19 protein-coding genes and 3 pseudogenes are annotated in these 21,295 nt (G+C 72.7%); 11 read left to right on the forward strand and 11 right to left on the reverse strand.

Annotation, left to right across the window (positions count from 1 at the left end):
• Window positions 1-35 precede the first annotated feature (35 nt).
• From ACH4J0_RS29355 to ACH4J0_RS29365, 3 genes are all read left to right on the forward strand, one after another.
• Complete coding sequence (locus ACH4J0_RS29355; protein WP_396243643.1) at window positions 36-830, forward strand: hypothetical protein; 795 nt, start codon at window positions 36-38, stop codon at window positions 828-830.
• Between the two features lie 672 nt (window positions 831-1,502).
• On the forward strand, window positions 1,503-1,940 hold the full coding sequence (locus tag ACH4J0_RS29360) for a hypothetical protein (RefSeq protein WP_396243644.1): 438 nt from the start codon (window positions 1,503-1,505) through the stop codon (window positions 1,938-1,940).
• A gap of 276 nt (window positions 1,941-2,216) precedes the next feature.
• Window positions 2,217-2,426 carry a hypothetical protein gene (locus tag ACH4J0_RS29365; RefSeq protein WP_396243645.1) on the forward strand — a complete coding sequence of 70 codons (210 nt, stop codon included), beginning with the start codon at window positions 2,217-2,219 and terminating at the stop codon, window positions 2,424-2,426.
• A 50-nt stretch (window positions 2,427-2,476) separates the two neighbouring features.
• Here the strand turns inward: ACH4J0_RS29365 and ACH4J0_RS29370 are convergent, their stop codons facing one another.
• The 5 genes and pseudogenes from ACH4J0_RS29370 to ACH4J0_RS29390 form a co-directional block, all read right to left on the reverse strand.
• Window positions 2,477-2,908 carry a hypothetical protein gene (locus tag ACH4J0_RS29370; RefSeq protein WP_396243646.1) on the reverse strand — a complete coding sequence of 144 codons (432 nt, stop codon included), beginning with the start codon at window positions 2,906-2,908 and terminating at the stop codon, window positions 2,477-2,479.
• 438 nt (window positions 2,909-3,346) lie between these two features.
• Window positions 3,347-3,667 (reverse strand): NUDIX domain-containing protein, encoded by a 321-nt coding sequence (locus tag ACH4J0_RS29375; protein ID WP_396243671.1) that lies wholly within the window; start codon window positions 3,665-3,667, stop codon window positions 3,347-3,349.
• A pseudogene (locus ACH4J0_RS29380) lies at window positions 3,627-3,794 on the reverse strand (hypothetical protein); the annotation flags it as partial. The pseudogene ACH4J0_RS29380 and the gene ACH4J0_RS29375, both read right to left, overlap by 41 nt.
• Before the next feature lie 95 nt (window positions 3,795-3,889).
• Window positions 3,890-4,219, reverse strand: a pseudogene (locus ACH4J0_RS29385) (NUDIX hydrolase); the annotation flags it as partial.
• Entirely contained in the window at window positions 4,138-6,069 is a 1,932-nt protein-coding gene (locus ACH4J0_RS29390) for an ABC transporter ATP-binding protein (RefSeq protein WP_396243647.1), read from the reverse strand. The gene ACH4J0_RS29390 and the pseudogene ACH4J0_RS29385, both read right to left, overlap by 82 nt.
• Before the next feature lie 1,018 nt (window positions 6,070-7,087).
• Between ACH4J0_RS29390 and ACH4J0_RS29395 the strand changes: the two genes are divergently transcribed.
• Together ACH4J0_RS29395 and ACH4J0_RS29400 are read left to right on the forward strand one after the other, a co-directional pair.
• Window positions 7,088-7,648, forward strand: a complete 561-nt coding sequence (locus ACH4J0_RS29395) for a hypothetical protein (protein WP_396243648.1) — start codon at window positions 7,088-7,090, stop codon at window positions 7,646-7,648.
• A gap of 370 nt (window positions 7,649-8,018) precedes the next feature.
• A pseudogene (locus ACH4J0_RS29400) lies at window positions 8,019-8,223 on the forward strand (hypothetical protein); the annotation flags it as partial.
• Window positions 8,224-8,300: 77 nt separating this feature from the next.
• Here the strand turns inward: ACH4J0_RS29400 and ACH4J0_RS29405 are convergent.
• Window positions 8,301-8,798, reverse strand: a complete 498-nt coding sequence (locus ACH4J0_RS29405; protein WP_396243649.1) for a phosphoribosyltransferase — start codon at window positions 8,796-8,798, stop codon at window positions 8,301-8,303.
• A 347-nt stretch (window positions 8,799-9,145) separates the two neighbouring features.
• Between ACH4J0_RS29405 and ACH4J0_RS29410 the strand changes: the two genes are divergently transcribed.
• Window positions 9,146-10,000 carry a polysaccharide deacetylase family protein gene (locus ACH4J0_RS29410; protein WP_396243650.1) on the forward strand — a complete coding sequence of 285 codons (855 nt, stop codon included), beginning with the start codon at window positions 9,146-9,148 and terminating at the stop codon, window positions 9,998-10,000.
• Window positions 10,001-10,057: 57 nt separating this feature from the next.
• Complete coding sequence (locus tag ACH4J0_RS29415; protein ID WP_396243651.1) at window positions 10,058-10,780, forward strand: hypothetical protein; 723 nt, start codon at window positions 10,058-10,060, stop codon at window positions 10,778-10,780.
• Window positions 10,781-10,944: 164 nt separating this feature from the next.
• On the opposite strand, the gene ACH4J0_RS29420 is transcribed toward ACH4J0_RS29415, so the two are convergent.
• On the reverse strand, window positions 10,945-12,165 hold the full coding sequence (locus tag ACH4J0_RS29420) for a ParB/RepB/Spo0J family partition protein (protein ID WP_396243652.1): 1,221 nt from the start codon (window positions 12,163-12,165) through the stop codon (window positions 10,945-10,947).
• Window positions 12,165-12,731 (reverse strand): ParA family protein, encoded by a 567-nt coding sequence (locus ACH4J0_RS29425; RefSeq protein ID WP_396243672.1) that lies wholly within the window; start codon window positions 12,729-12,731, stop codon window positions 12,165-12,167. The genes ACH4J0_RS29420 and ACH4J0_RS29425 overlap by 1 nt, the downstream gene beginning before the upstream one ends.
• A 636-nt stretch (window positions 12,732-13,367) precedes the next feature.
• Between ACH4J0_RS29425 and ACH4J0_RS29430 the strand changes: the two genes are divergently transcribed.
• Genes ACH4J0_RS29430 through ACH4J0_RS29445 form a run of 4 tightly spaced genes read left to right on the forward strand, consistent with a single transcriptional unit; the run spans window position 13,368 to window position 18,988 of the window.
• Window positions 13,368-13,697: a helix-turn-helix domain-containing protein gene (locus tag ACH4J0_RS29430; RefSeq protein WP_396243653.1), complete on the forward strand. Its 330-nt coding sequence runs from the start codon at window positions 13,368-13,370 to the stop codon at window positions 13,695-13,697.
• A gap of 7 nt (window positions 13,698-13,704) precedes the next feature.
• Window positions 13,705-15,924, forward strand: coding sequence for a hypothetical protein (locus ACH4J0_RS29435; protein ID WP_396243654.1), 2,220 nt, complete (start codon window positions 13,705-13,707; stop codon window positions 15,922-15,924).
• Entirely contained in the window at window positions 15,921-16,622 is a 702-nt protein-coding gene (locus ACH4J0_RS29440; protein ID WP_396243655.1) for a helix-turn-helix domain containing protein, read from the forward strand. The genes ACH4J0_RS29435 and ACH4J0_RS29440 overlap by 4 nt, the downstream gene beginning before the upstream one ends.
• Entirely contained in the window at window positions 16,619-18,988 is a 2,370-nt protein-coding gene (locus ACH4J0_RS29445) for a Helicase associated domain protein (RefSeq protein WP_396243656.1), read from the forward strand. Before ACH4J0_RS29440 ends, ACH4J0_RS29445 begins: the two co-directional genes overlap by 4 nt.
• 3 nt (window positions 18,989-18,991) lie before the next feature.
• Here ACH4J0_RS29445 and ACH4J0_RS29450 read toward each other — a convergent pair whose 3' ends face one another.
• The 3 genes from ACH4J0_RS29450 to ACH4J0_RS29460 all read right to left on the reverse strand — a co-directional run bounded on the left by ACH4J0_RS29450 (window position 18,992) and on the right by ACH4J0_RS29460 (window position 21,119).
• Window positions 18,992-19,189, reverse strand: coding sequence for a molybdopterin cofactor-binding domain-containing protein (locus ACH4J0_RS29450; RefSeq protein ID WP_396243657.1), 198 nt, complete (start codon window positions 19,187-19,189; stop codon window positions 18,992-18,994).
• Window positions 19,190-19,353: 164 nt separating this feature from the next.
• Window positions 19,354-20,136, reverse strand: coding sequence for an alpha/beta fold hydrolase (locus ACH4J0_RS29455; protein ID WP_396243658.1), 783 nt, complete (start codon window positions 20,134-20,136; stop codon window positions 19,354-19,356).
• Window positions 20,137-20,192: 56 nt separating this feature from the next.
• Complete coding sequence (locus ACH4J0_RS29460; RefSeq protein ID WP_396243659.1) at window positions 20,193-21,119, reverse strand: helix-turn-helix domain-containing protein; 927 nt, start codon at window positions 21,117-21,119, stop codon at window positions 20,193-20,195.
• Window positions 21,120-21,295 lie beyond the last annotated feature (176 nt).

Genomic DNA, 21,295 nt, shown 5'->3' on the forward strand with positions numbered 1-21,295 from the left:
TGCAGTTTCGGCGGCTGTCCTACACTGCGCGCGGTTTGCTCGCGGACCTCCTCTCCCGCCCCGACGGCTGGCGCGAGGACGGGCGGCACATGGCCGACACCAGCACCCAGGGGCGCGGCGCCATCCGCAAGGCCCTCAAGGAGCTGACGGCCGCGGGCTTCTACCGGATCGAGAAGGTCCGCATGCCTGACGGCACTATCCGCACCGAGGCCCACGTTTACGACACCCCGCAGCCGACGTCACCGAGTACCACCCATCCGGTACCCGGTGAACGAGCCACCGGCCGCGCTGGCGCCCCTGTAGTAAAGAACCAGGCGAAAGCAACCACCCTCCCCGGCAGCGCAGGTGAAGGCGAGGCCGTACCGGACGAACAGGTCAGCGCGGCCGTCGCCGCGCTGTACCGGGCGATCCGGCCTGAGCCGCGGCTGCGCCTCGGCGAGGCCGAGGCTCGGACGCTCGCACCGCTGGTCGCCCAGTGGCTCGAACGCGGGGCGACGCACGCCGACCTCGCCCAGGCGCTCCTGCCTGCGCTCCCCGTCCCCCTGCATTCGGCGGCCGGGGTGATCCGCTACCGCCTGGAGCACAAGCTGCCGCCGGCCCCACCTCCACTCCCGCCCCCGACCGCCGTACGGGCCGCCGAGTGCGCCTCCTGCCACGACCCCGTTCCCCGCCCCGGCATCTGCCGCCCCTGCGCGGGCCTCGGCACACGCACCCTCGCCGTCGGCGGCGGCGAGCCGTTCACCCGCAGCGGCGTGGCCCGGGCCAGAGCGGCCCTGCGCGCGGCCCGAACAGCCGCGTCGGGCCTGGGAAAACCGGCCCCGATCGGGTGAGGGCGCGTCATGGTGCGCACGTTCACCCGCCGGGCTGTGAATGCGCCAGTTCCCGGTACGGCCCGGGCACGGCCGGGAGGCCGTGCCCTCCGTGAGAAGCACCGGCGTACGACGTCCTCCGCACGCCGCCCTCCGCCCTCCGCCCTGCGGCTGCGTCAGCTCGCCTTCCACGCCAGCGGTGTGCCGTCCTTGTCGATCCACAACAGGTACGTCAGCGGCTCGTCGGCCGGCGCCAGGTAGATCGCACACTCGTGCTCGCGGAGTTCCGAGGGAGCGGTCTGCCGTGGCCGATGGTCGAACCCGGGCGGGGAGCCGAGCCGTCACCGCGTGGTGGCACCGAGCATCCGACCGCGCAAGGCGTCAGACGGTCGCCCGTAGTGGTGTGGTCCTGGTCCCGCCGCGACGTGAGCCGCCAAGCCGGACGGCGGGGGCGACGGGGTGAAGCGGATCCTCGGATTTGTCACGGGCGCATGCCCCCATGCTCCGGCAGCCACGGCGGGGTCCGCCTGAGTACGCGTACTCGGACCGGTCCAAGCTGCTACTCGAGCGAATGGAGCACGACGGGCTGCGACAGAGCAGCGGCAGGTGAATCGTTGCGCGTCCCTCTTTTCGTCTGACACGCGTTTATCGGATCATTTGTGTTCAAGGCTCCGAGATGCCATGGTGTCAGCCATGAAGATCACGATCACCGTGGAGGACCCGACCCCTGAGGCCCTTGAGAAGCTGCTCGCCCTCGCCGCCATGCCGGCCGCCGTCGTGACCGCGGTGCCCGACGACCGCTGGACACCGGAGCGAGCCCGCTCGTACTACGACCGGCTCCCGCCCCGTGCCCAGCAGATCCTGCTCCAGGTCGTCGAAGGCGAAGGTGAGTGTGCCGCCGAGGAGTTGAAGGCGAACGGACGGAACCTGCGGGGATCCACGGGCGCCTTCCGGCGGGTGCTCTCCGAGGGCAAGCGGACCGGCCTCTGGCCGGACGCCCTGCCCGTACCGCTCGTCTCGCACATCGTCAGCGGGCAGCTCAAGAAGCTTGAGATGCCGGGCGCCGGTACCGACCACTACGCGTACCCGGTCTTCGCGGAAGGGCTGCGCGACGTGCTGTCCATCGGGTGAAACGGCTGGTGGTGGTGGCCGGCGAAGGGAAAAGGCATCTTCCTCCGCCGGTAGATCCGCGATCCACGCCTTCGAGATGCTCCTCGGCCCGGGCGGAGTCAAAGCCCGTCCCATCGCCACCAATGAATCGGCCGAACCACGGGGGAGCTGACCACACACTGCCGGTCGGCGACCGGGCGCGGCTGCTCAACGGCGCCGAGATGGGACGGCCGCGGACCTGCGAAACCTGCCTGCCGGGCGACGCGACGACCTGAGGGCTCGCTGGCCTCCGGCGAGGTGGGCGCGGTCGGAGTCAGCGTCTCCTCCGAGGAGGCGCTGCGCGCGGCGCTCGACGCCACGCTCTTCGACGCTGTCCAGTTCCCGGCGAACGCCGTCAACACGGGCTTCGCCGCCGTGTTCGCCGAGGCCGAGCGCACCCACCTGCCCCTGCTCAACCGGCCGTTGGCCTCCGGCGCGATCCTCGGCACCGGCAACCAGGATCAGTAGACGACCGCGCTCGGGGACCTCGACGGCGTTCGGGTCGGTGCCGAGGCGGATCAGGAGACGTGTACGGCCAGCCCGCACAGGCCGAGCCCGTTGTCGGCGGCGGCGCGCCACAACCGCAGCGGGCCGTCGAGGACGCACTCGTCCGAGGGCGAGTAGTACAGCCAGTCCTGGGCGTCGGCGGCGGAGCGTTCGTCCCGGGTGAAGGCGAGAGCCCGCTCCACGCGCGGCAGGGTCTGACGGACCTGAGCTGACGTGAGGACGAAGTTGCCGCACCAGCCGGGTAGGAGAGCCGCGCGGGCGGGGCCGATGGCATGGAAGAAGGATGCGACCGCGTAATCCTTGGATTTGACCGAGACGAACAGTGCCTTCTCCGGCAGGTCCGCCCACACGACGTCGACGGCGGAGAAGTCCGGATCGACCAGGCCGGAGCACAGGTCGTCGACGTTCAGCCCTGGAGCGGTGAGTTCCCGGAACGAGTCCACTGCGGCACCGTCCGCCGCCGTGAATCCTGAACTCCTGTACCACGTGCGGTAATCGGGCAGTGGCTCCTGCTGCCACAGCTGCCACCGTTGTTGCGCGAGGGGCTGGGACCGGTCAGCTTTCATCGCGGGCAGCAAGCGGGGGGACAGGTCGGAAATGAACGAGTCGGGGTGGCTGGTGATCGCCCACACACTGGTGAAGCCCATGCTGTGGACGTTAGTACCTGCTGCTGACATCGATGGTGGGAGCCGGTACCGGTGCCGTGACTGTTCCGCCGCCGGCCGGAATGCGGTGCGACGGTGAGTTGGGCGTTCGGTCGAGGACCAAGGACCATGACACGCAGGCATGGCAGTTCGGCGAGGACGATCACGGCCACGGCCTTCGAGGGTGGACCGGAGGTGCCGCAGCCGTTCTGTGTCGTGAGGGGAGAGGGGGCGGGGTCAGGGCGACCACCCGATGGTGGAGAGTCGGCTTCCGCGGGCGATCTCGGCGAGGGCGTGGGCGGTATAGGGCACGGTGTCGGCCGGTAGGCGGTCGACCGGCCAACGGCGTAGCTCCTCGCACTTGTGCGGCTCGGCGTTGCGCACCTCGCCGTCGTAGCGGGCGGGGCGGAAGAAGAGCTGGAGGCGGCTGCGGCCGTCGTCGGCGTCAAGGTGGTGCAGTGTGTGGACGAGTTCGAGATCGTTCTCCGCGATGACGATGCCGAGTTCCTCCTCGGCCTCACGCGCCGTGGAACGGGTGATGGGCTCGCCCCGCTCCATGTGTCCGGCCGGGAGGTGCCACTGGCCGGCCGCGTAGCTGGTGTTGCGGCGCAGCCCGAGAAGGACGGCGCCGCCGTCCGATCTCGATACCGGCCTCCTCGCGGAACTCGCGTACCGCGCTCTCCCGGGCGCTCTCGTCGGCCTCGCGCCAGCCGCCTCCGGGACGACGGTCGTGAGGACGAACTGCCGTACTCGCGAGCCGCGCCGGTCGATGAGGTCCAGGTGCCGCGCGTACTCCAGCGCCGACCCGGTGAGCCCGGTCTGCTCGGCCAGCTCACGCGCCGCGGCCGCCGGTACGGATTCTCCGTTCTCCCGTCCTCCGCCCGGGTACTCCCACGGGCCGGGCAGGGCGTCGTGCGCAGCCCTGCGGATCATCAGGACCCGGCCGGAGGCGTCGCGGACCACCACGCCGACGCCGATCCGCTCGATGCACTCGCGGAGGGTCAGGTCGACCGGCACGTCGAAGTCGATCACTGGAGGGATTCCCTGTTCTCCCGGACCGGCAGGCTGCGTTGGGCGGGCACGCCGGTGCGCTCGTTCTGCAGGTCCCACAGCTCTCTGAAGCGGCCGCCCTCGTCGGCCACCAGCTCGGCGAACGTGCCCTCCTGGAGGACCTTGCCGTCTTCCAGGACCACGATCCGGTCGGCGACGGCCACGTTGGTGAGCCGGTGGGTGACGAGGACGACGGCCCGTTCCCGGGCGACGGCCCGCAGGTTCTGGAAGATCCGGTGCTCGGCGCGCGGGTCGAGGGCGGCGGTGGGCTCGTCGAGGACGAGGAGCCCGGCCTCGCGGTGGAACGCCCGGGCGATGGCGAGGCGTTGCCACTGGCCGCCGGACAGTTCCTCGCCGCCCATCCACTCCACCGCCAGCAGGGTGGACAGGCCGCGGCGGAGCTTGGCGACGACGTCGGCCGCCCCGGAGGCGTCGGCGGCGCGCAGCACCGCCGCGTCGCCCTCGGCGGTGGGCTGGCCCAGCGTGATGTTCTCGCGGCAGGTCAGCGGCCAGCGCGCGTAGTCCTGCGGGACCACGGCGACCTGGCGCCACAGGGCGTGCGGGTCCAGGTCGCGGGTGTCGCGCCCGTCCCAGCGCACCGATCCGGTGTCGGGCAGGTAGAGCCCCGCGAGGAGCTTGGAGAGGGTGGTCTTGCCGGATCCGTTCTCCCCGACCAGGGCGAGGATCTCGCCGCGTTCGACGTGCAGGCTCACCCCGTCCAGCGCCTTGCGGTCGGAGGCGGGGTAGGCGTAGGCGAGGTCCTCCACGGCGATCCGGCGCGGCGGTTCGGGGGCTCCGGTGCCGCGTTCGGGGCGGTGGCCGCCGGCGGTGTCGAGGAAGCTCGACCAGTCGTCCAGGTACATGCCGGTGCGGAAGAGGTCCGCACCGTAACCGACGATGCCGTGCAGGCTGGTGCCGACCGCGGTGAGGGCGAACACCGCCGCGCCGCCGCGCGGCAGGCTCATCCGGCCGGTGCTGACCAGCCACAGCATCGCCCCCCACACCACGGCGGTGCCCAGGCCGGACGCGGCGGCCCCGATCACCGACACCCGGGCGCTCTGCCGCGCCGCCCGCCGCGACGTGGCGTCCAGCCGCCGGCCGACCTGGTCGTACTTGGCGAGCAGGAACTCGCCCATGGTGTCGGAGCGGACCTGGTCGGCGTTGCGCTTGAGGTGGATGTACCAGCGCAGGTTCGCCATGATCCGGCGGTCGCCGATCGCGGCCCGGTTCGCCAGGAACTGCACCCGGGCGGCGTGCACCGACGCGATCCCCTGGGGCAGCGCCGCCAGCACCAGCAGGGGCAGGAGGGCGGGGTGGAGCACGGTCAGCACGCCGGCCGCGCCGAGGAGCGAGGCGAGGGCGGCGAGCAGGTTCTGTGCCTCCCCGACGATGTCCACGCAGACCTCGGCGCCGCGGTCGGCGGCCTCCAGCTCGTCGTTGTAGCCGGCGTGGTCGTAGGCGGTCAGTTCGGCCGCCACGGTGGCGCGCAGCACCGCGGCCTCCGCCTCCCGGGAGATGCGCGGCGACAGGTGGACGGTGACGGTCCGGATCGTGATGCCCAGCAGGGACCGGGCGCCGGCCGCCGCCGCGATCACCAGGATCGACGGCGCCGCGTGGGCGAGCTTGTCGTCGAGGCGGCCCGGGGCGAACAGCGCCGAGATGGTGCCGGTCGTCGCGAACAGGCCTGCCGCGCCGAGCACCGCGGACACGGTCTGGCAGGTCAGCAGCAGCGCGACGGAGGCGCGGTCGATGCGCCAGCCGAGGCGGAAGGCGCGGACGACGAGTGCGGGCAGGCGGCGGGCCATGGCGCTGACGCTGATCGCCTCGATCGCCGCGATGCGGCGGCCGTCGGCGAGCCACTGGAGTTCCTCGTCGGGGGCTCCGGCCGACGCCGTGGTCGTGGTGCTCACGCGTTCGTCTCCTCGCGTGACGCGGACGCGCGCGGGGCGGGTGGGACGTGGATCGCCGGGGCGGGGGGACAGGCCACAGATCCTCCAGACGCAGAGTGGTGCGTGGACGTGAGGAAGCGCCGAAGCAGCCGATGGCGCAGCCCAAGTCGGCTCATCTCAGAGTGAGTTGGCGGTTCCGTCACGACCGGGTGGCGTCCGATGATGGTGCTGTTCGAGTGCGCCGTTCAAGCGGATTTCCTCCGGGCGAGCCCGGGTCGAACGGGTACTTTTCGATTACCTCCCGGGCGCGGGCCAGGCGTCCTCCAACCGGTCGCGCACGGAGGCGATGAAGCAGCGGAACCCAGTGCGCAGGCGGCGAGAGCCTGTTCGATCCCAGCCGTCAGGCCGGCTTCGAGGCGGTCGCGGACGCCCTGGGGGGCGAGGCAGCCGGGCAGCGGGTAGCCGTCGCCGGTTTCACCCGTTCGGTTGGACAGCCACTCGATGAGGTTTCGGAAGGTGGGGTTCTCGGCCCTGCTGCCCAGCACGTAGCCAGCCACTCCGGCCGCTCCCGGGGCGGGCTGACCGCCAAGCTCCATCTGGCCGCTTCGGGCCCACTCCCAAGGAGGCCCGAGCCCCCCCTGGGCGGAGCCCGGCCGGCCCGCCGCGGGCCGCCCGAACCTCGGTACGTCCGGCCGATCCAGTCTCGGCATGCCCGGCCGATCCAGCAATCTGCCCCACCGTCATTCCGGCCCCGCTTCCGCGGAGGAATACCGAGATCGGCCGAATGAGTGAGGAGGAGTCAAGTACTGCCCGGAGAACCGCGATCTGTCCGTCAACTCTGTTGCTGACCAAGCGATTTGGAACACACGGTCGGCCGTCCCGCAGCGGCTCCGGCAGCGGTTCCGGTGGCCTACCTGACACTCATTTAGACCTGCTCGTCAGCCATTTGGCACGGACTGATATGACAGTCATTTAGGCGGTCGGTACGTTCATTCATGTCGGCGCCAAGCCGATTCAGTCCAGAAACAGGAGAAGGTCCATGAACAAGATGACCACCGCCATTGTCCTCGCGGCGTCGGCGGCCGTGGCCGTGACCGGTATCAGCTACGCGTCGGCCGCTTCCGAGCCCGTGACGAAGGCGGCCCCGGTCGTTGAGAAGGCCGCCCCGGCGGCCGTTCCCGCCCTGGCTCCGCTCGACGGCGGCACGAAGGGCAACGAGGGCAAGGGGAACGAGGGCCACGAGCGTCGCGAGCACCGCGAGCACCGCGAGCACCGGGGCGTCATCCACGTCAACGAGCGGTCGTACTCCGCCGACGACTTCGGCTGCATGACCGTGGTCAGCGGCCTGGGCGCCAAGTCGCTCAACATCCGCAACGACAGCCACCGGACCGTCGAGGTCTTCAGCGGCGCGGTCTGCGACAACGGCGCCCCCATCGCCACCGTCGGGCCGCACAGCGCCAGCGACGGTGTGCACCCGAAGCGGGTCCACGAGGGTGTCGAGGTCGACGACGGCGTCGTCGGCAGCTTCCGGGTCGTGCACCACGACTTCGGCTTCGGCGGACGCGGCGGCGAGCGCGGCGGCGAGCGCGGCGAGAAGTAGAACTAACTCCAACGGCATAATCTGGCGCCCCGGCCCGCCGCAATCGGGCCGGGGCACGACACCAGCATCTTTCCACAGGTCCCTGCAGCCCGCCCCGCGATGATGTCCGCCGGGACAGCGCAGCAGCGACCACTCCACGATCCGACCTCGAACAACACCTATCCGATCCCCCCGCCCGGTGGAACCAACCGGGCGGGGGCCTACACCGCCCACCACCACGGGAGAGCTGAGCTCGCCCACACCCCCAGCACATCCGGCGAAGAATGCGCGGAGGTCCCGATATCGACGCAGCCGCACTTCGTCCGGCAAAATCCCGCGATCCTGCGCCCGCAGCCACCTGCAGCCGCCTGCTCGGCGCTCGCCGCCCACGGCGGCCTACGACGTTCCCCACCTGGCATTCCTGCTCGGGGACCTGCCCGCGAAGGTGCTGGAGCGGATGCGCTCGGACCGCGTCCTGCGTAGGAGAGGTCGACCGCCCGCCCAGCGGCGCGACCCCGGAACCGGTGTGGTTGTGGTGCTCCGGCACCGACGCCACCCCCACCGACGTCGACCGCCTCTGGCGGGCGTTCTTGCGTCCGCGACGCCCATGCGGACGTCCTTCCTGAGCGCGGGCGTCCGTCCGCGTCGCGGTCGTTGCCGCGTCCTCTTCCGGTCAGGCGTCGAGCACCTGGCCGGCGCGCCGGACGACCGGGCCTTCCGACGACCACGGGAACTCGATCCAGTCGTCGGTCCGCTTCCACACGTACTCGCACTTCACGAGGGAGTGGGGCTTCTCGTAGATGACGGCGGACCGGACCTCGGCGACGTGGTCGAGGCAGAAGTCGTGCACCAGCCTCAGCGTCTTGCCCGTGTCGGCGACGTCGTCGGCGATCAGGACCTTCTTGTCGGTGAAGTCGATCGCGGCGGGGACGGGCGCCAGCATGACGGGCATTTCGAGGGTGGTGCCCACGCCCGTGTAGAACTCGACGTTCACCAGGTGGATGTTCTTGCAGTCCAGTGCGTACGCCAGACCGCCCGCCACGAACACGCCGCCGCGGGCGATGCTGAGGACGAGGTCGGGCACGTAGCCGTCGTCGGCGATCGTCTGCGCGAGTTCGCGCACCGCCCGGCCGAAGGTCTGGTAATCCAGGATCTCGCGCGCATCAGTCACGGCGTTCAGTCTCCTCAACAGTCGGCCGGTCGGCGAGCACCGGCACGCTGAGGACCGGAACCGGGGCGTTTCACGTCGGCAACACTAGTCCTCGAAGCCGTCGTCGCGGCGGCGGGCCGTTCCGTCCTCGCACCTCCCCGGCGCCCTGCGCGACGACTCCCGCTCCCGCGTCGAATTCCCGGGTCCCACCGGCCTGGCCGGCTGACGTCCGCGGTCGTCCCGGCGACAAACTTCCCGGGTTCGTCACCGGCGGGCTACGCGCGTGGAACCGGGGAACCCCTCCGACCCCGCTGACGTCATGGACCTCAGAGAGCAGGCAGCAGCGGGTTCGGGGGGAGTGGTCGTTGATGGACTTCAAGGCGCGCACGGGGAACGAGCGCAAGCGTTCATGGGCGTCCGTCGCCGTGGCGGTCGTCGTCACGGTGGCGGCCGCGTGGGCGATTCCGACCGTCACCGAGTCGATCGCCGCTCCCCACTCGACCGCCGGACACGAGGGGGGCACGACCGCCGACGGCGGCCACAACGGCCAGGACGGCGCCCAGGGCAGCGGCAGCGGCGGCGGTGCGCAGCAGGGGGCCGGCGGCGTACCCGAGGGCATAGCCCACGCCTCCGAGGCCGGGGGCAACGCCGTCAACATCACCATCGACGACGGACCCGACCCCGTCTGGACCCCGAAGGTCCTCGGCGTCCTCAAGCAGTACGACGTGAAGGCGACGTTCTGCATGATCGGACCGCAGGCCAAGGCCCACCCCGACCTGGTCAAGCAGGTCGTCGCGGCCGGCCACCGGCTCTGCGACCACACCGTGGACCACGACACCTCCATGGACAAGAAGCCCGTCGCCTACCAGGAGAAGGAGATCCTGGACGCGAAGAAGATGATCGATGAAGCGGCCGCGGGCACCGGCGCGGAAGTGCAGTACTACCGGGCCCCCGGCGGCTCCTTCACCCCCGACAGCAGGCGCATCGCCGCCGCGAACGGCATGCGCCCGCTCGGCTGGAACGTCGACTCCAAGGACTTCACCAAGCCCGGTACGGCCGCCATCGTCGACACCGTCAAGAAGGAGCTCAGCAACGGCCCGACCGTCCTCTTCCACGACGGCGGCGGCGACCGCCAGCAGACCGTCGAGGCCCTCGGCCAGGTGCTCACCTGGCTGAAGAGCCAGGGCCGTCCCACCGGTTTCCCGGTGCGCACCACCCCGTGACCAGCCGGCTCCCCGGCCGCCGGGTGCGGCCGGCGGCCCCCGGCTACCCTGGGGCGGGTGCTGCTCCCCACCATCCCGCGGACCCGCCTGCGCCCCGGCGACCGCCCGGCCGTCGACACGCCGTTCGGCCCGCTGCTCTTCACCACCACCGTCGGCAACACGGCCCTCCCGCCGCGGCCGGATGAGCTGTTCGCGCTGCCGGGCGGCCGCACGGTCGCCCGTTGGAGCGTTCCCGCGGCCCGCGTCGAGCTGCTGCTGACCCCGTACGACGCCGAACTCGACCCCGGGACCTGGGGGCCGCTGACCGACTGCCGGGCGGCTGTCTGGCGCATCGACGCCCGTGCGCCGCTCGACCGGGTGCGGTTCTCGGCGAGCCTGCCGGAGCGGCTTGCGGACAAGGCGGACGCGGGCTGGGACGGCGGTCAGGCCCTGGCGGCGATCACCGTCGACGACGACACCACCAAGCTCACCGTCGGCGGCCACGACGAGGAGGCGATCTGCTGGGCCGGCAGCGCCGGCGAGGCCCCCAGCCGGTGGGCCGCGATGATCGACGACGTGTACGACCGCTCGCCCCTCACCTGGGGCGTGGACTTCGGCCACCACCACGGCATCTCCTGGACGCTCCCCCCACTGGTCCCCGGTGACCACTGCGAACTCCCCGTGGTCGCCGCCTGGGCCCCGGCCACGGACGACACCGAGAACACCTGGTACGCCGTCACCGCCTCCCCGGCGGCGCTGCTGCGGCAGGTCGCCGCCCCCGTCCAGGGCGTGGTGTCCTGACGGTCTCACCGGCGGTCCCGCGACACCGCGACGGGGCGCGTCGCCGCCTGCCCCCGGGGCAGGGACCACTCCGGGGCAGTGACCACTCGAAGAAGGCGACCTGGCAGAAAACGCCCGGCGCCCCTCCTCGCCGGACGGGCGGGGAGGGGCACCAGGGCAGGTTGTCAGCTGTTGGTCGTCAGCAGGCGGTTGGCCAGGGCGTCCGCGAGGCGGTAGGCCTCGTCGGCCGAGAGGGTGCGGCAGATGGCGTCGGCCAGTTCCTCGACGTTGTGCCAGTCGACGCTGCTGAGGCCCGTCTGTGGGGCGGTCGGCGTCGGCTGTTCGTCCGACGGGGTGACGGCGCGCTGTTCCGGCATCGGGAGGGGCTCGGAATTTTCCGCGGAAAATCGGTCGGCGCTCGGAGCCGGTTCAGGGCTCGTCGGCAGCGGGCTGCGGGGAGCAGGCTCCGGCTCCGACCGGTCGGCAGCGGGCGTCGGAGCCGCCTCGGCGGGCGGCCGAGCAGACGGCGCAGCGGGCTGCTGAACCGTCGGCTGCTGAACCGCCTGCGGGGCCGGCTGCTGCTGAACCGTTGGCTGCTGAACCGCCTGCGGGGCCGTCGGCTGCGGGGCCGGCGCGTCGGCGGGGGCCTTCGCCGCCACCTTGGCCTCCAGCTTCGCCGCACGCCTGGCGGCGACGGCGTCGGCGTCGGCCTGGAGCAGTTGCTCCAGCTCCGCCGTCTGCTCGGCCAGGGACATCTCCTCGATGCCCTTCACCGACCCGAGCCGCCGGGCGACGTTGATGGAGACGCCCTCCTCGCCGCGCGCCTTGGCCCGTACCTGGCGCTGCAGTTCGGGGTGGAGCTTCAGCAGGTTCTTGCGGTGCGAGATCCAGCTCTGGGACCAGCCCTCCGCCTCGGCGGCCTCCTTGGCGGTCGGGTACTGCGCCACGATGAGCAGGACCGCGTTGGCCTCCTCGATCGGGTCGAAGTCCTTGCGCGCCATGTTCTCGTCGAGCGCCGCCCGCAGCAGGGTCGCCTTGGACTCGGCCACCGAGTCGTCGACGACGACCAGCAGTTGCTCGCGCCCGTACAGCTGCGCGGCGGCCCGGCGGCGGTTGCCGTTGACGATGACGACGTCCTCCGGGCCGGCGCCCAGCGCATGCCGGTCCTCCGGCCACAGCCGCAGGTAGGCGGCCGGGCTGACGGCGAGGCAGCTCTGCAGCTGGCGGTCCTTGATGCTCGCCAGGTCGGAGAGATCGCCCAGCTCGTCACGCGGGTTGCGCGGGTTGGGGAGGCAGTTGGCGGTGGGGATCCACCGCGCCGGGGTGTCGTTGGTGCGGTCCACCCCCGGGGTGTCGACGACCGGGTCGGCGGCCATCGAGGCGAAGGAGACACGACGGCCGGCCATCAGCGACCCCCGTACCCGAGTTCGAGGGACAGCCGGAAGAAGTCCTCGCGGGCCCGGTAGGCCGTGCCGCTCTCCTTGTACTGGGTGACGACCGTTCCCTCGGCCACCGCCCGGGAGTGGATCTTGTACCGGCGCAGGACGGTCTTGGCGCGCGGCCATCCCCGCGCGGCGATGTACGCCTCGGTGTCCTCCAGGTCGGCACGGCCGTCCCGGGGGTCCCAGTTGTTGACGACGACCCGGTACGGGATGTCCATCGGCTCGATGACCTTCTGGATGGTCCGCGCCGTGGGGTCGAAGCACAGCGGCTCGGTGATCATCGGGACCAGGACGTCGTCCGCGATCTCCAGCGCCCGGCGCAGGATCTCCTCGTCGGCCAGGGTGCCCGGCGTGTCGATGAAGATGTGCTCGTACTCGTTCTTGGCGCCGAGGACGTCGAAGGTGCACGCCGCCAGGTTGACCGTGGTGGTGGTCTTGCCGACGCCGCCCTTCTGGTTGGCGATCACATGGATCTTCGCGCCGGTCTTCTTGAGGTGGACCAGCTGTTCGGCCTGGTCGTGCGCCGCCATGAAATCGAAGGGCAGGTTGTCCCCCACCCGCTCGGCCCAGACGACCGCGGACCCCTGGGGGTCGGTGGACACGACAAGCACAGATGGCTTCATGATGTTCCGTTCTTTCCGTGGGCTTCCCGGGCGGCTCGCCCGGTACTGCGGATGTCCGCCGCTCAAAGCCGTGGCGGCGGACTGGGACAGCATTCCAGATGATCCACTCGGAACCTGACACGACCCGCGTGTGTTGGAGCACAACGGTGGTGATTCCGGGTCCGGGTTTCGGGAAACCCGACGGTTCGTCTCATGGCCCTTCCGCCTTGTCGTCTTCCCGTTCGCCGTGACATCCGGGTGGCGGAGCGGGGAAGGAAAGCGCGCGAGCGCTGGGACGGCACGGCGCCGGTGAAATCACCTGACCGTCCGGTCCCGTCCGCCCGACGGGGGGTGTTCGTACCGGAAGCAGCCGGGTAGCGCTGGCCCGGCCCGACTCGTCGAGCGACGGAGGGGCACGGCTCCCCACCTCTCCGCCTTCCACGGCAGGGTCCTCGAACGGAGCCGCTGAGTGTCGTATGCGGCCAACGGTGAGAGGAATGTGTGGTCAGGAATGTTGACCTTGGAGCGGTGTTCTGCGTTATCTTTCAGGTTGGGAGGTGCGCGATGTCCGAGATCTACGCGGCGGTGGACGCGCTGCTGGCGAAGGCGCGGGACGGCGGCGACCTGCCGGAGCCGGCAGAGCGGGAGCGGCTGCGCAAGGCTGCCGGGCTGACCCAGATCGAGGTGGCCGAGGCGCTGCGGACCCGGCGGGAGACGTTCGCCAAGTGGGAGAACGGCACCGCGCAGCCGCGGGCTCCCCGGCGCGGCGCCTACGCCTTCCTGCTGGCGGGCCTGGCCGACATCCACGGCACCCGGGGCCCGGACGGCTGGCTCGTCCTCGCCCGCAGGGCCCGTCCCCTCGACGCCGACGCGACCACCGCGGACGGGGTGTGACCCGCTGATGGACCGCAAGACCTACACCACCGAGCTCGCCGGTCTGCGCGAGTTGCGCGCCGAGATCACGGCCGCCGAGAAGGCGGTCGCGGCCGCGCAGAAGGAGCTGGACAAGCTCACCGCCCAGCGCGCGCGCCGGGTGGCCGGGCTCGCGGGGTACGAGGGCGCCCAGGCGCCTGCCGTCGCGAAGGCCTCGGGCCTGTCGGTCGGCGACGTCGTGCGGATCGCCCCGCTGCTGGACCCGACCCCGGCCGTCGTCCGCGCGGCCAGGAACACCGACGACCAGGCCGTCACAGCCCCTGCCACCACCACCACCACCGCTGCGCCTGTCCAGGCGCAGGCGCCGGAGGCCGCGCCGGTCGCCGCGTCCGCCGTCGCACCGGTGCCGGCCCGCTCCGCCGTCGTACCCGAGCGGCCTGCTCCCGCGGTCGCGGCTCCCCCCACCGCTTCCGCCGTCGCTGCGCCAGTCGAATTGGCTGCTTCGGTCGCTCCGGTCGCTGCCGGACGGCGCCCGGCGGCCGAGGTCGGGCCGCGTGAGCTGCCCACGATTCCCGAGGGCCCGGCGGGCGCGCGGTTCGAGGCCGTGACGACCGGTCTGACCTCCAAGCGCCCGAACTTCACCCAGCAGGCCCGCTCCACGGTGTTCCTGGACGCCGCGACCGGTGACCTCGCGGTTCGTGACCGCGTGGTACGGCTCGACCTCGGCGCGCGCACCCCGGGCGAGATCCTGGACGCCGTCCTCGCGGCCGCGCCCGGCACAGAGCGGGTCTACATCACCGCCGGCGCGCCCTGGCACGACGGGGCCGAGCGCTACTCCACCCTCAAGGACGCGGTCGCCGCCTGGCTCAACACCCCGTCGGAGCGGTGGACCACCGCCGTCGGCTCCGGCCGCGACAAGCTCGCCGGGCACTTCGTGCACCAGCGCCAGCCCGTCGGTCGCTACGCCCCCGCCACCGCCCCCGACAGCGGCACCACGGAGATCCGCTCGATGGGGGAGTGGTTCGACCCGGACGGCTCCGATGTCGTCACCTGCCGTCAGGCGTTCACCCTGCTGTGGCAGGCGCTGCGCCGGCACTGGGACGACGCGGTTCTGATGGGCTCGCCGTCGCAAACGGGCCGGGACCTGTGGTCGCGGACCGTCCCGACCACCGGCAAGTGGGCCGGCGGCTACCCGGTCCTCTCCGAGGAACTGCGCGGCCTGCTGCACGCCACCGGCGGCCAGGGCCGTACCGAGCTGATCCTGCCGCCGCGCGTGCCGGAGCAACTGCCGGCCCTGGTCGAGTACGACCGCACCTTCGCCTACGCCAAGCACCTGTGGAAGTCCCCGGTCGGCACGCCGCGCCGCATCACCGCGGCGGCGTTCGCCGCGATGACCGAGCAGGAGCAGACCAAGGCCCTGATGAGCTGCTCCCACTGGAACATCCGCGTCACGGTCCCGCGGGGCTGGGAGCACGTCGGGTTGCTGCCCGCTCCGGTCACTGGTGACCGGGCCTGGGTCTACCCGTCCGAGCCGGGCGCCACGTTCACGACGTGGGCGGGCGGCGCGGAGGTGCACCTGGCGTTGGCGAACCACCTGATGCCGTGGCGGATCGAGGTCCTCGGCGGCCTGCTCTTCGAGGACGGCAAGCCGCTCGACGAGTGGGGCAAGCGGCTCAAGGCCGCCTGGGCGGACCTGACCAACCTCTCGCGCGTGCACGCCGACGAGCGGCAGCGGCAGGCGGCCTACCTCGCCAGCCGCGCCGTCCGCTCGGTGCTGCTGTTCGGCCTCGGCGGCTTCGCGCAGCGCCCGCGCCTGATCTCCGGCACCACGCCGGTCGGCGAGGCGCTCCCGCCCGGGGTCGAGATCCTCGGCCAGGACGACCAGGTGGTGACCTGGCAGCGGCAGGCCGGCTTCTCCCGCGACCCGTACGCCCACCCCGAGTGGGCGGCGTACGTGTGGTCGGGGGCCCGGGCGGCGCTGCTGGACATGAAGTACCGGCAGGGCAAGGAGGTCATCGGCTACGCCGGGGCGCTGCACGCGAAGCCCGGTACGGTCGTTTACTTCGGCACGGACGGCATCGCCCTGACCGAGCGTCAGCCCTGGCCCTACCGGGGCGAGCCGGGTGACTACCTGCTCAAGGGCCACCTCACCGGCCTCGTCGAGCATCCGACCAGCCAGGAGCAGTACCTCCACCTGCGGGCCCAGGGCCGCGCCGAACTCGCCCGGACGGCAGGTGAGCAGCAGTGAGCCCGGCCGACCCGGACCACCCGAACGAGGCCGCGAGGCTGACCCGGCAGCTGATCGACCAGGGCTACAGCAAGCGCCAGGTCGCCCGGATGCTCGGCCGCGACGCCTCACTCGTCTCGCAGTTCTTCACCAAGGGCAAGGGCGCGGCGTTCGTGAACGCGCTGCGCCAGATCGTGCGCGCGGTGCGCGGCGGCGAACGCGACACCGAGGCGCTGACCGGGATCGCGGCCGAGCACGTGGAACGCCGCCGGACCAGGACCGGGCAGAAGGCGCGGGTGCGGGGCAAGGACGTCGTCGGCGCGCCCGGTGAGAGCATGGCCGGCCGCGCGGGCAAGCAGGCGATCCGCTCCGGCGCGAGCCACCTCGCGCAGGTCGTGCACGCGACGGGCCGGGCCGGCGGCCGTCTGGCCTTCACCGTGCGGATGAGGGCCGACCAGTTCACGATGTCGGCCGGCTCGACGGAGGACTCACCGGGCCTGCGGCGCGGCTTCGTCCCGCGCGCGGACGGCACGGAGGAGCGCACCTACGGCTCCGCGTCCACGGGCGGGTTCGACGCGGCCGAGTGGTCCCGGCGCGTCGCGGACCACCACGGCGACGTCACCGAGGCGATGAAGGCGTGGCTGGTGGAGACCGGCCGCGCCGTCGAGGACGCCGACATCCAGTACCTCGAAGTCCGAGCCTGGGTGCCCGGACCGTGAGACGCGACAACCCCGTGGACACCATGACCACCGCCGCCACCGCCGCCGAGACCGCCGCGCCGGCCGGGCCGCGCGCCGATGCCACGCCGCCCGTCCCGGAGCAGCCGCTCGGCACGGCCAACCCGCTGCCGCTGCACTGGTTCCAGAAGGACGCCGTCGCCGCCGCGGTGCGCGAAGTGAGGCACGGGGGCCGGGCCACGGTCGTCGCGGCCACCGGCTCCGGCAAGACCCTGATCGCCGCCGGCTGCGCCCGCCGCCTCGCCGCGCGTGGCGTCGTCCTGGTCCTGGTGCCGACGATCGAGCTGCTGGAGCAGACCGCCGAGTCCTGGTCGCTGAAGGGCGGGCGCCGGGGACTCGCGGTGGCGGCGTGCTCCCGGGAGGAGGCGCTGGAGAGCGCGGAGGCCGGCGGTCGGACCCGTGCCCAGGTCACCACCCAGGCCGCCCGCATCGCCGACCTGGTCCGCGCGGAGAAGCCCGGAAAGCCGGTCACCGTGTACGCCACCTACGCGAGCCTGGAGCGGATCGTCCAGGCCCACCAGCTGCACGGCCTGCCCGCCTGGGACCTGGTCGTCGTCGACGAGGCCCACCGCACCGCGGGCTCCGACGGCAAGCCGTGGGCCGCCGTCCACACGGACGACCAGGTCCCCGCCGCGCGGCGGCTGTACTTCACCGCCACCCCGCGCATCGTCGACGAGAGCCGCATCCCGCAGGAGGTGGTCGACGTCGCCGAAGGGGCCGTGCTGTGCTCGATGGACGACGAGCGCGTCTACGGCCGGACCGTGTTCACCTGGACCCTCGGCCAGGGCATCGAACACGGCTACCTCGCCGACTACCGCGTCCTCGTCCCGGTGGTCACGGACGAGGACCTGCGCGACCTCCTCAACCTCCCCGCCGTCGCCGACCTGCGCTCCCAGCGCAGCAACGAGGACCTGCTGCGCCTGGCGCTGCAGATCGCGGTGCTGCGCGCGGTCGCGGATCTGGGCCTGCGCAGGGTGATCACCTTCCACTCGCGGATCGCGGGTGCCCGAGCGTTCGCCACGGACCTGCTGGACGCCTCCGAGCTGCTGGAGGACGCGGAGCGCCCGGAGCGGATCTGGGCGAAGGCCGTGGCCGGCACGGACCGGCTGCGCGAGCGCCGCGCCGCGTTCGCCGAGTTCAGGGCCCACACCGGCGAGGACGGCGAGGAATGCGGCATCCTCGCCAACGCCCGTCTGCTCTCGGAAGGGATCGACATCGCGGCCGTGGACGCCGTCTGCTTCGCGGACCCCAAGTCGTCGGTCATCGACATCGTCCAGGCCGTCGGCCGGGCGCTGCGCCAGTCCTACCGGCAGGGCAAGGTCTCCTGGGTCGTCATTCCGGTCTACCTGCCCACCCCCGTCGTCGGCGACGACACCGCCACCGCCGACCCCTCGGAGGTGCGGGACGCCGGCGAGGCCGTGAAGGCCGAAGCCGACGCCGAGCTCGAAGCGTCCTCCTTCCGCACCATCTGGCGCGTCCTGCGCGCCCTGGCCGCACACGACGCCCGGGTGGTCGGCCGGATCACCGAGCTGCGCACCCAGCGCTCCCAGGGCCGGCACCCCACCGCGACCGAGCGCGCCGAGGGCGAGGCCGCGGAGGCCGGGGAAGCCGGGGAGGGTGAGCAGCCGTCGGCCGCGGTGGAGCCGCCGACCGAGTGGCTGAGGATCGACGCCCGCCGGCACGCCGCGCGGATCCTCCGGACCGTCAAGCTCCGTGCCTTCAACCCACGGGCCGTCGAGTGGCAGCGGATGCACGCGGTCGCCGCCGTGTTCCACATCAAGCACGGTCACCTCGACCCCACCGACAGGGAGCAGCACGCGGAGCTGATCTCCTGGCTCGCCCGCCAGCGCCACCTGAACGGACAGGGCCTGCTCGACCCGGCCCGGGTCAGCGAGCTGGACGCGCTCGGCATGATCTGGTCGAAGAACGCCAACGCCTGGGAGCGCGGCCACGCCTACGCCGCCGCGTTCCACCGCGCCCACGGCCACCTGGCGATCCCGGCGACCGCGAAACTCGACGACTACGCGGTGGGCGCGTGGATGCGCCGCCAGCGCAGGGCCGAGAGCCTCAGCCCTGGCCAGGTGGCCGAGCTCGACGCACTGGACGAGCTGTGGCGCCTGGAACCGGACTGGAACCGCTCCTACCGCCGCCTGCTCGCCTACCTCGCCGCCGGCGGCACCCTCGACGGCCCCGTCAACCGCACCGGCCTCGGCGACGACCCGGCGTTCCGCCCCGGCGCCTGGCTGCGCAAACAGGCCAAGGCGCGCACCGACGGGAAGTTGAGTGACCATCAGACCGCGCTCCTGGACGCGCTCCACGGGCACACGGCCCGGACCGTCACCGGTTGACCGTCACCCGGCCGCTCGGCGCAGCGGCTCACCCGGCCGCACGATGTTGCGCCGTCTCAGTTCGAGCGGGGCGAGGCGAAGGGCGCGGGCCGGTCCGTCCATCGCCGACTCCACGGCGAACGCCGGCTTGGTCGTCCCGTAGCCACGCAGCGCCCCGCTCGGGACGGTGTTGGTGTAGACCGAGTAGGCGTCGTACCTCATGCAGCCAGGTTCCCCCGGCGAGCCTGGCATCGCCCTCGCGCCAGTCCGCACCAGGCCGGTCGGGCGGGCGCCGCACGACCTCGGTGACGGTGTTGGGATCCACGGGAACCGGTCTTCCCCACGACGGCCGGCGCGCCTGCGACCGGTGCTGGGAAGCCCCGTCCTCAGTGGGGCGGCTCCGGGAGGCGGCGGACGAAGTCCAGCAGCAGGGCGCAGAACGCGGTGGGCTGTTCCAGCGGCGCCAGGTGTCCTGCGGCGGGGATGACCACGGTGTCGCCCGCGTCGAGGTCTCGGGCCAGTGCCTCGCCCCCCTCGAAGAAGTCGGGCATGTCGTGTTCGCCGACGCCGACCAGGGCGGGAACGGTCAGCGTGCGCAGCGCCGCCGTTCCCGCGCCGAGCGGGCCCGCCGCCTGCGCGGGCTCGCCGTGGGTGAGCTGCCCGGTCAGCTGGTCGCGGAGCATGCGGGCCGCATGCGCCCGTACGTCGCCGGTCGCGCCGGGCGAGGTCCACGCCCGGACGCCGGCCGTCACGGCCGCGTCGAGGTCGTGGGCGGCGAGCGCGGTCCGTTCGGCGTCCCAGGCGGCTCGCAGGCGCGGGGACGCCGGCTGGTGGTGGGACCGGTAGCCGACGAGCACCAGGCCCTCGGCCCGCTCGGGTGCCGTGAGCGCGACCTGGAGCGCCACCAGGGCCCCGAGGGAGTTCCCGGCCAGGACGAAGCGCTCGACCCCGAGGTGGTCGAGCGTGTCGAGGACATCCGTCCAGGGGGCCGCCTCACCGCCCCCGGGCACGGGCGCGTCGCCGTGGCCGGGCAGGTCCAGGGCGATGGCCCGCACGTCCGCGGCGGCGAGCAGGGGCAGGTGGGCGCGCCACATGGAGCGGTCGGTGGGGCGGGCGTGGAGCAGGACGACCGGGCGGCCCCGGCCTGCCTCGTCGAAGGGCAGCAGCATGGCAGACGTCTTTCTCGGGGGGACAGGAAGTGGGGGCGTGGTGGGGGACGGCCGGCTCACGGCGCCGACGGGACTTCCTCCGCGGGGTCGGTCCCGTCCGTCAAGGCCGCTTCCCGCTCGGATTCCGGCTCGGTTTCCGGCTCGGCCTCCCGCTCGGCCTCCCGCTCGGCTTCCCGCTCGGACAGCCGGCGGAGCAGGACCAGGGCGTCGGCGCCGGCGCTGCCGGGCTCCGCACTGTAGACGGACAGGTGCTGTCCGGGGGCGCTGGTCACGGCGAGCGCCTCGAAGTGCAGACGCATCTCCCCGACCCGCGGGTGCCGGAAGCGCTTGTCCTCGTGGGTGCGGGGACGGACCTCGTAGCGCGCCCACAGGCCCGCGAACGCGGGGCTGCGCACGCTCAGTTCGCCGACCACCCGCTCGATCCGTCCGTCCTGCGGGAACTGCGAGCAGGACGCCCGCAGGTTGCCCACCGCGATCCGCGCCGCGTGGTCCCAGTCGGCGTAGAACTCGCGCGCGACGGGGTCGAGGAAGATCATCCGCAGCAGGTTGTCGTACCGGGCGAATCCGCGGTAGAGCTCCCGCGCCATCGCGTTGGCCGCCAGGACGTCCTGCGCCGCCCCGACCACGAAGGCCGGCACGTCGCGCATGCCGTCCATCAGCCGCAGCAACTCCGGAGCGACGGTCGTCGTGGCGGTCACCGTCCCGAAGACGCCCAGGCCCAGCCGGAAGAGGTGGGCGGTGGCCGCGTCGTCCAGCCGCAGGGCCCCGGCGATCGCCCGCAGCACCTGCTCGGACGGGTGCCGCTCCCGGCCCTGCTCCAACCGCATGTAGTAGTCCGTGCTCACCCCGGCCAACAGCGCCACCTCGTCGCGCCGCAGCCCCGGCACCCGCCGGGCCCCGTCACCCGGCAGGCCGACACCCGCCGGCGCGAGCGCCGCACGACGGGCGCGCAGGTAGTCGCCGAATTCGTTCTCGCTTCCCATGGCCGTCACCCTAGGTTCCCCGCAGGCCCCGGGTCGTGGGTGCACTGCACCCACCCGGGAGGCCGGGCGGGAAACCAGGCGGTTCGCCAGGTGCGATCGACCGCCTGATGCGGGGCCGCCTGACGCGGGGCCCTCTGTGGCCGGGTCGGCGGTGACTGGGCCGCCGGTGGCCGGGA

Source organism: Kitasatospora sp. NPDC017646 (assembly GCF_044329365.1).
Classification (GTDB): domain Bacteria; phylum Actinomycetota; class Actinomycetes; order Streptomycetales; family Streptomycetaceae; genus Kitasatospora.

Coding starts and splice junctions, on each gene's coding strand:
- ACH4J0_RS29360 (WP_396243644.1), top strand. CDS start 1,503: ATGAAGATCACGATCACCGTGGAGGACCCGACCCCTGAGGCCCTTGAG.
- ACH4J0_RS29375 (WP_396243671.1), bottom strand. CDS start 3,667: ATGGAGCGGGGCGAGCCCATCACCCGTTCCACGGCGCGTGAGGCCGAG.
- ACH4J0_RS29395 (WP_396243648.1), top strand. CDS start 7,088: ATGAACAAGATGACCACCGCCATTGTCCTCGCGGCGTCGGCGGCCGTG.
- ACH4J0_RS29410 (WP_396243650.1), top strand. CDS start 9,146: ATGGACTTCAAGGCGCGCACGGGGAACGAGCGCAAGCGTTCATGGGCG.
- ACH4J0_RS29420 (WP_396243652.1), bottom strand. CDS start 12,165: ATGGCCGGCCGTCGTGTCTCCTTCGCCTCGATGGCCGCCGACCCGGTC.
- ACH4J0_RS29425 (WP_396243672.1), bottom strand. CDS start 12,731: ATGGCGGCGCACGACCAGGCCGAACAGCTGGTCCACCTCAAGAAGACC.
- ACH4J0_RS29430 (WP_396243653.1), top strand. CDS start 13,368: ATGTCCGAGATCTACGCGGCGGTGGACGCGCTGCTGGCGAAGGCGCGG.
- ACH4J0_RS29435 (WP_396243654.1), top strand. CDS start 13,705: ATGGACCGCAAGACCTACACCACCGAGCTCGCCGGTCTGCGCGAGTTG.
- ACH4J0_RS29450 (WP_396243657.1), bottom strand. CDS start 19,189: ATGAGGTACGACGCCTACTCGGTCTACACCAACACCGTCCCGAGCGGG.
- ACH4J0_RS29455 (WP_396243658.1), bottom strand. CDS start 20,136: ATGCTGCTGCCCTTCGACGAGGCAGGCCGGGGCCGCCCGGTCGTCCTG.
- ACH4J0_RS29460 (WP_396243659.1), bottom strand. CDS start 21,119: ATGGGAAGCGAGAACGAATTCGGCGACTACCTGCGCGCCCGTCGTGCG.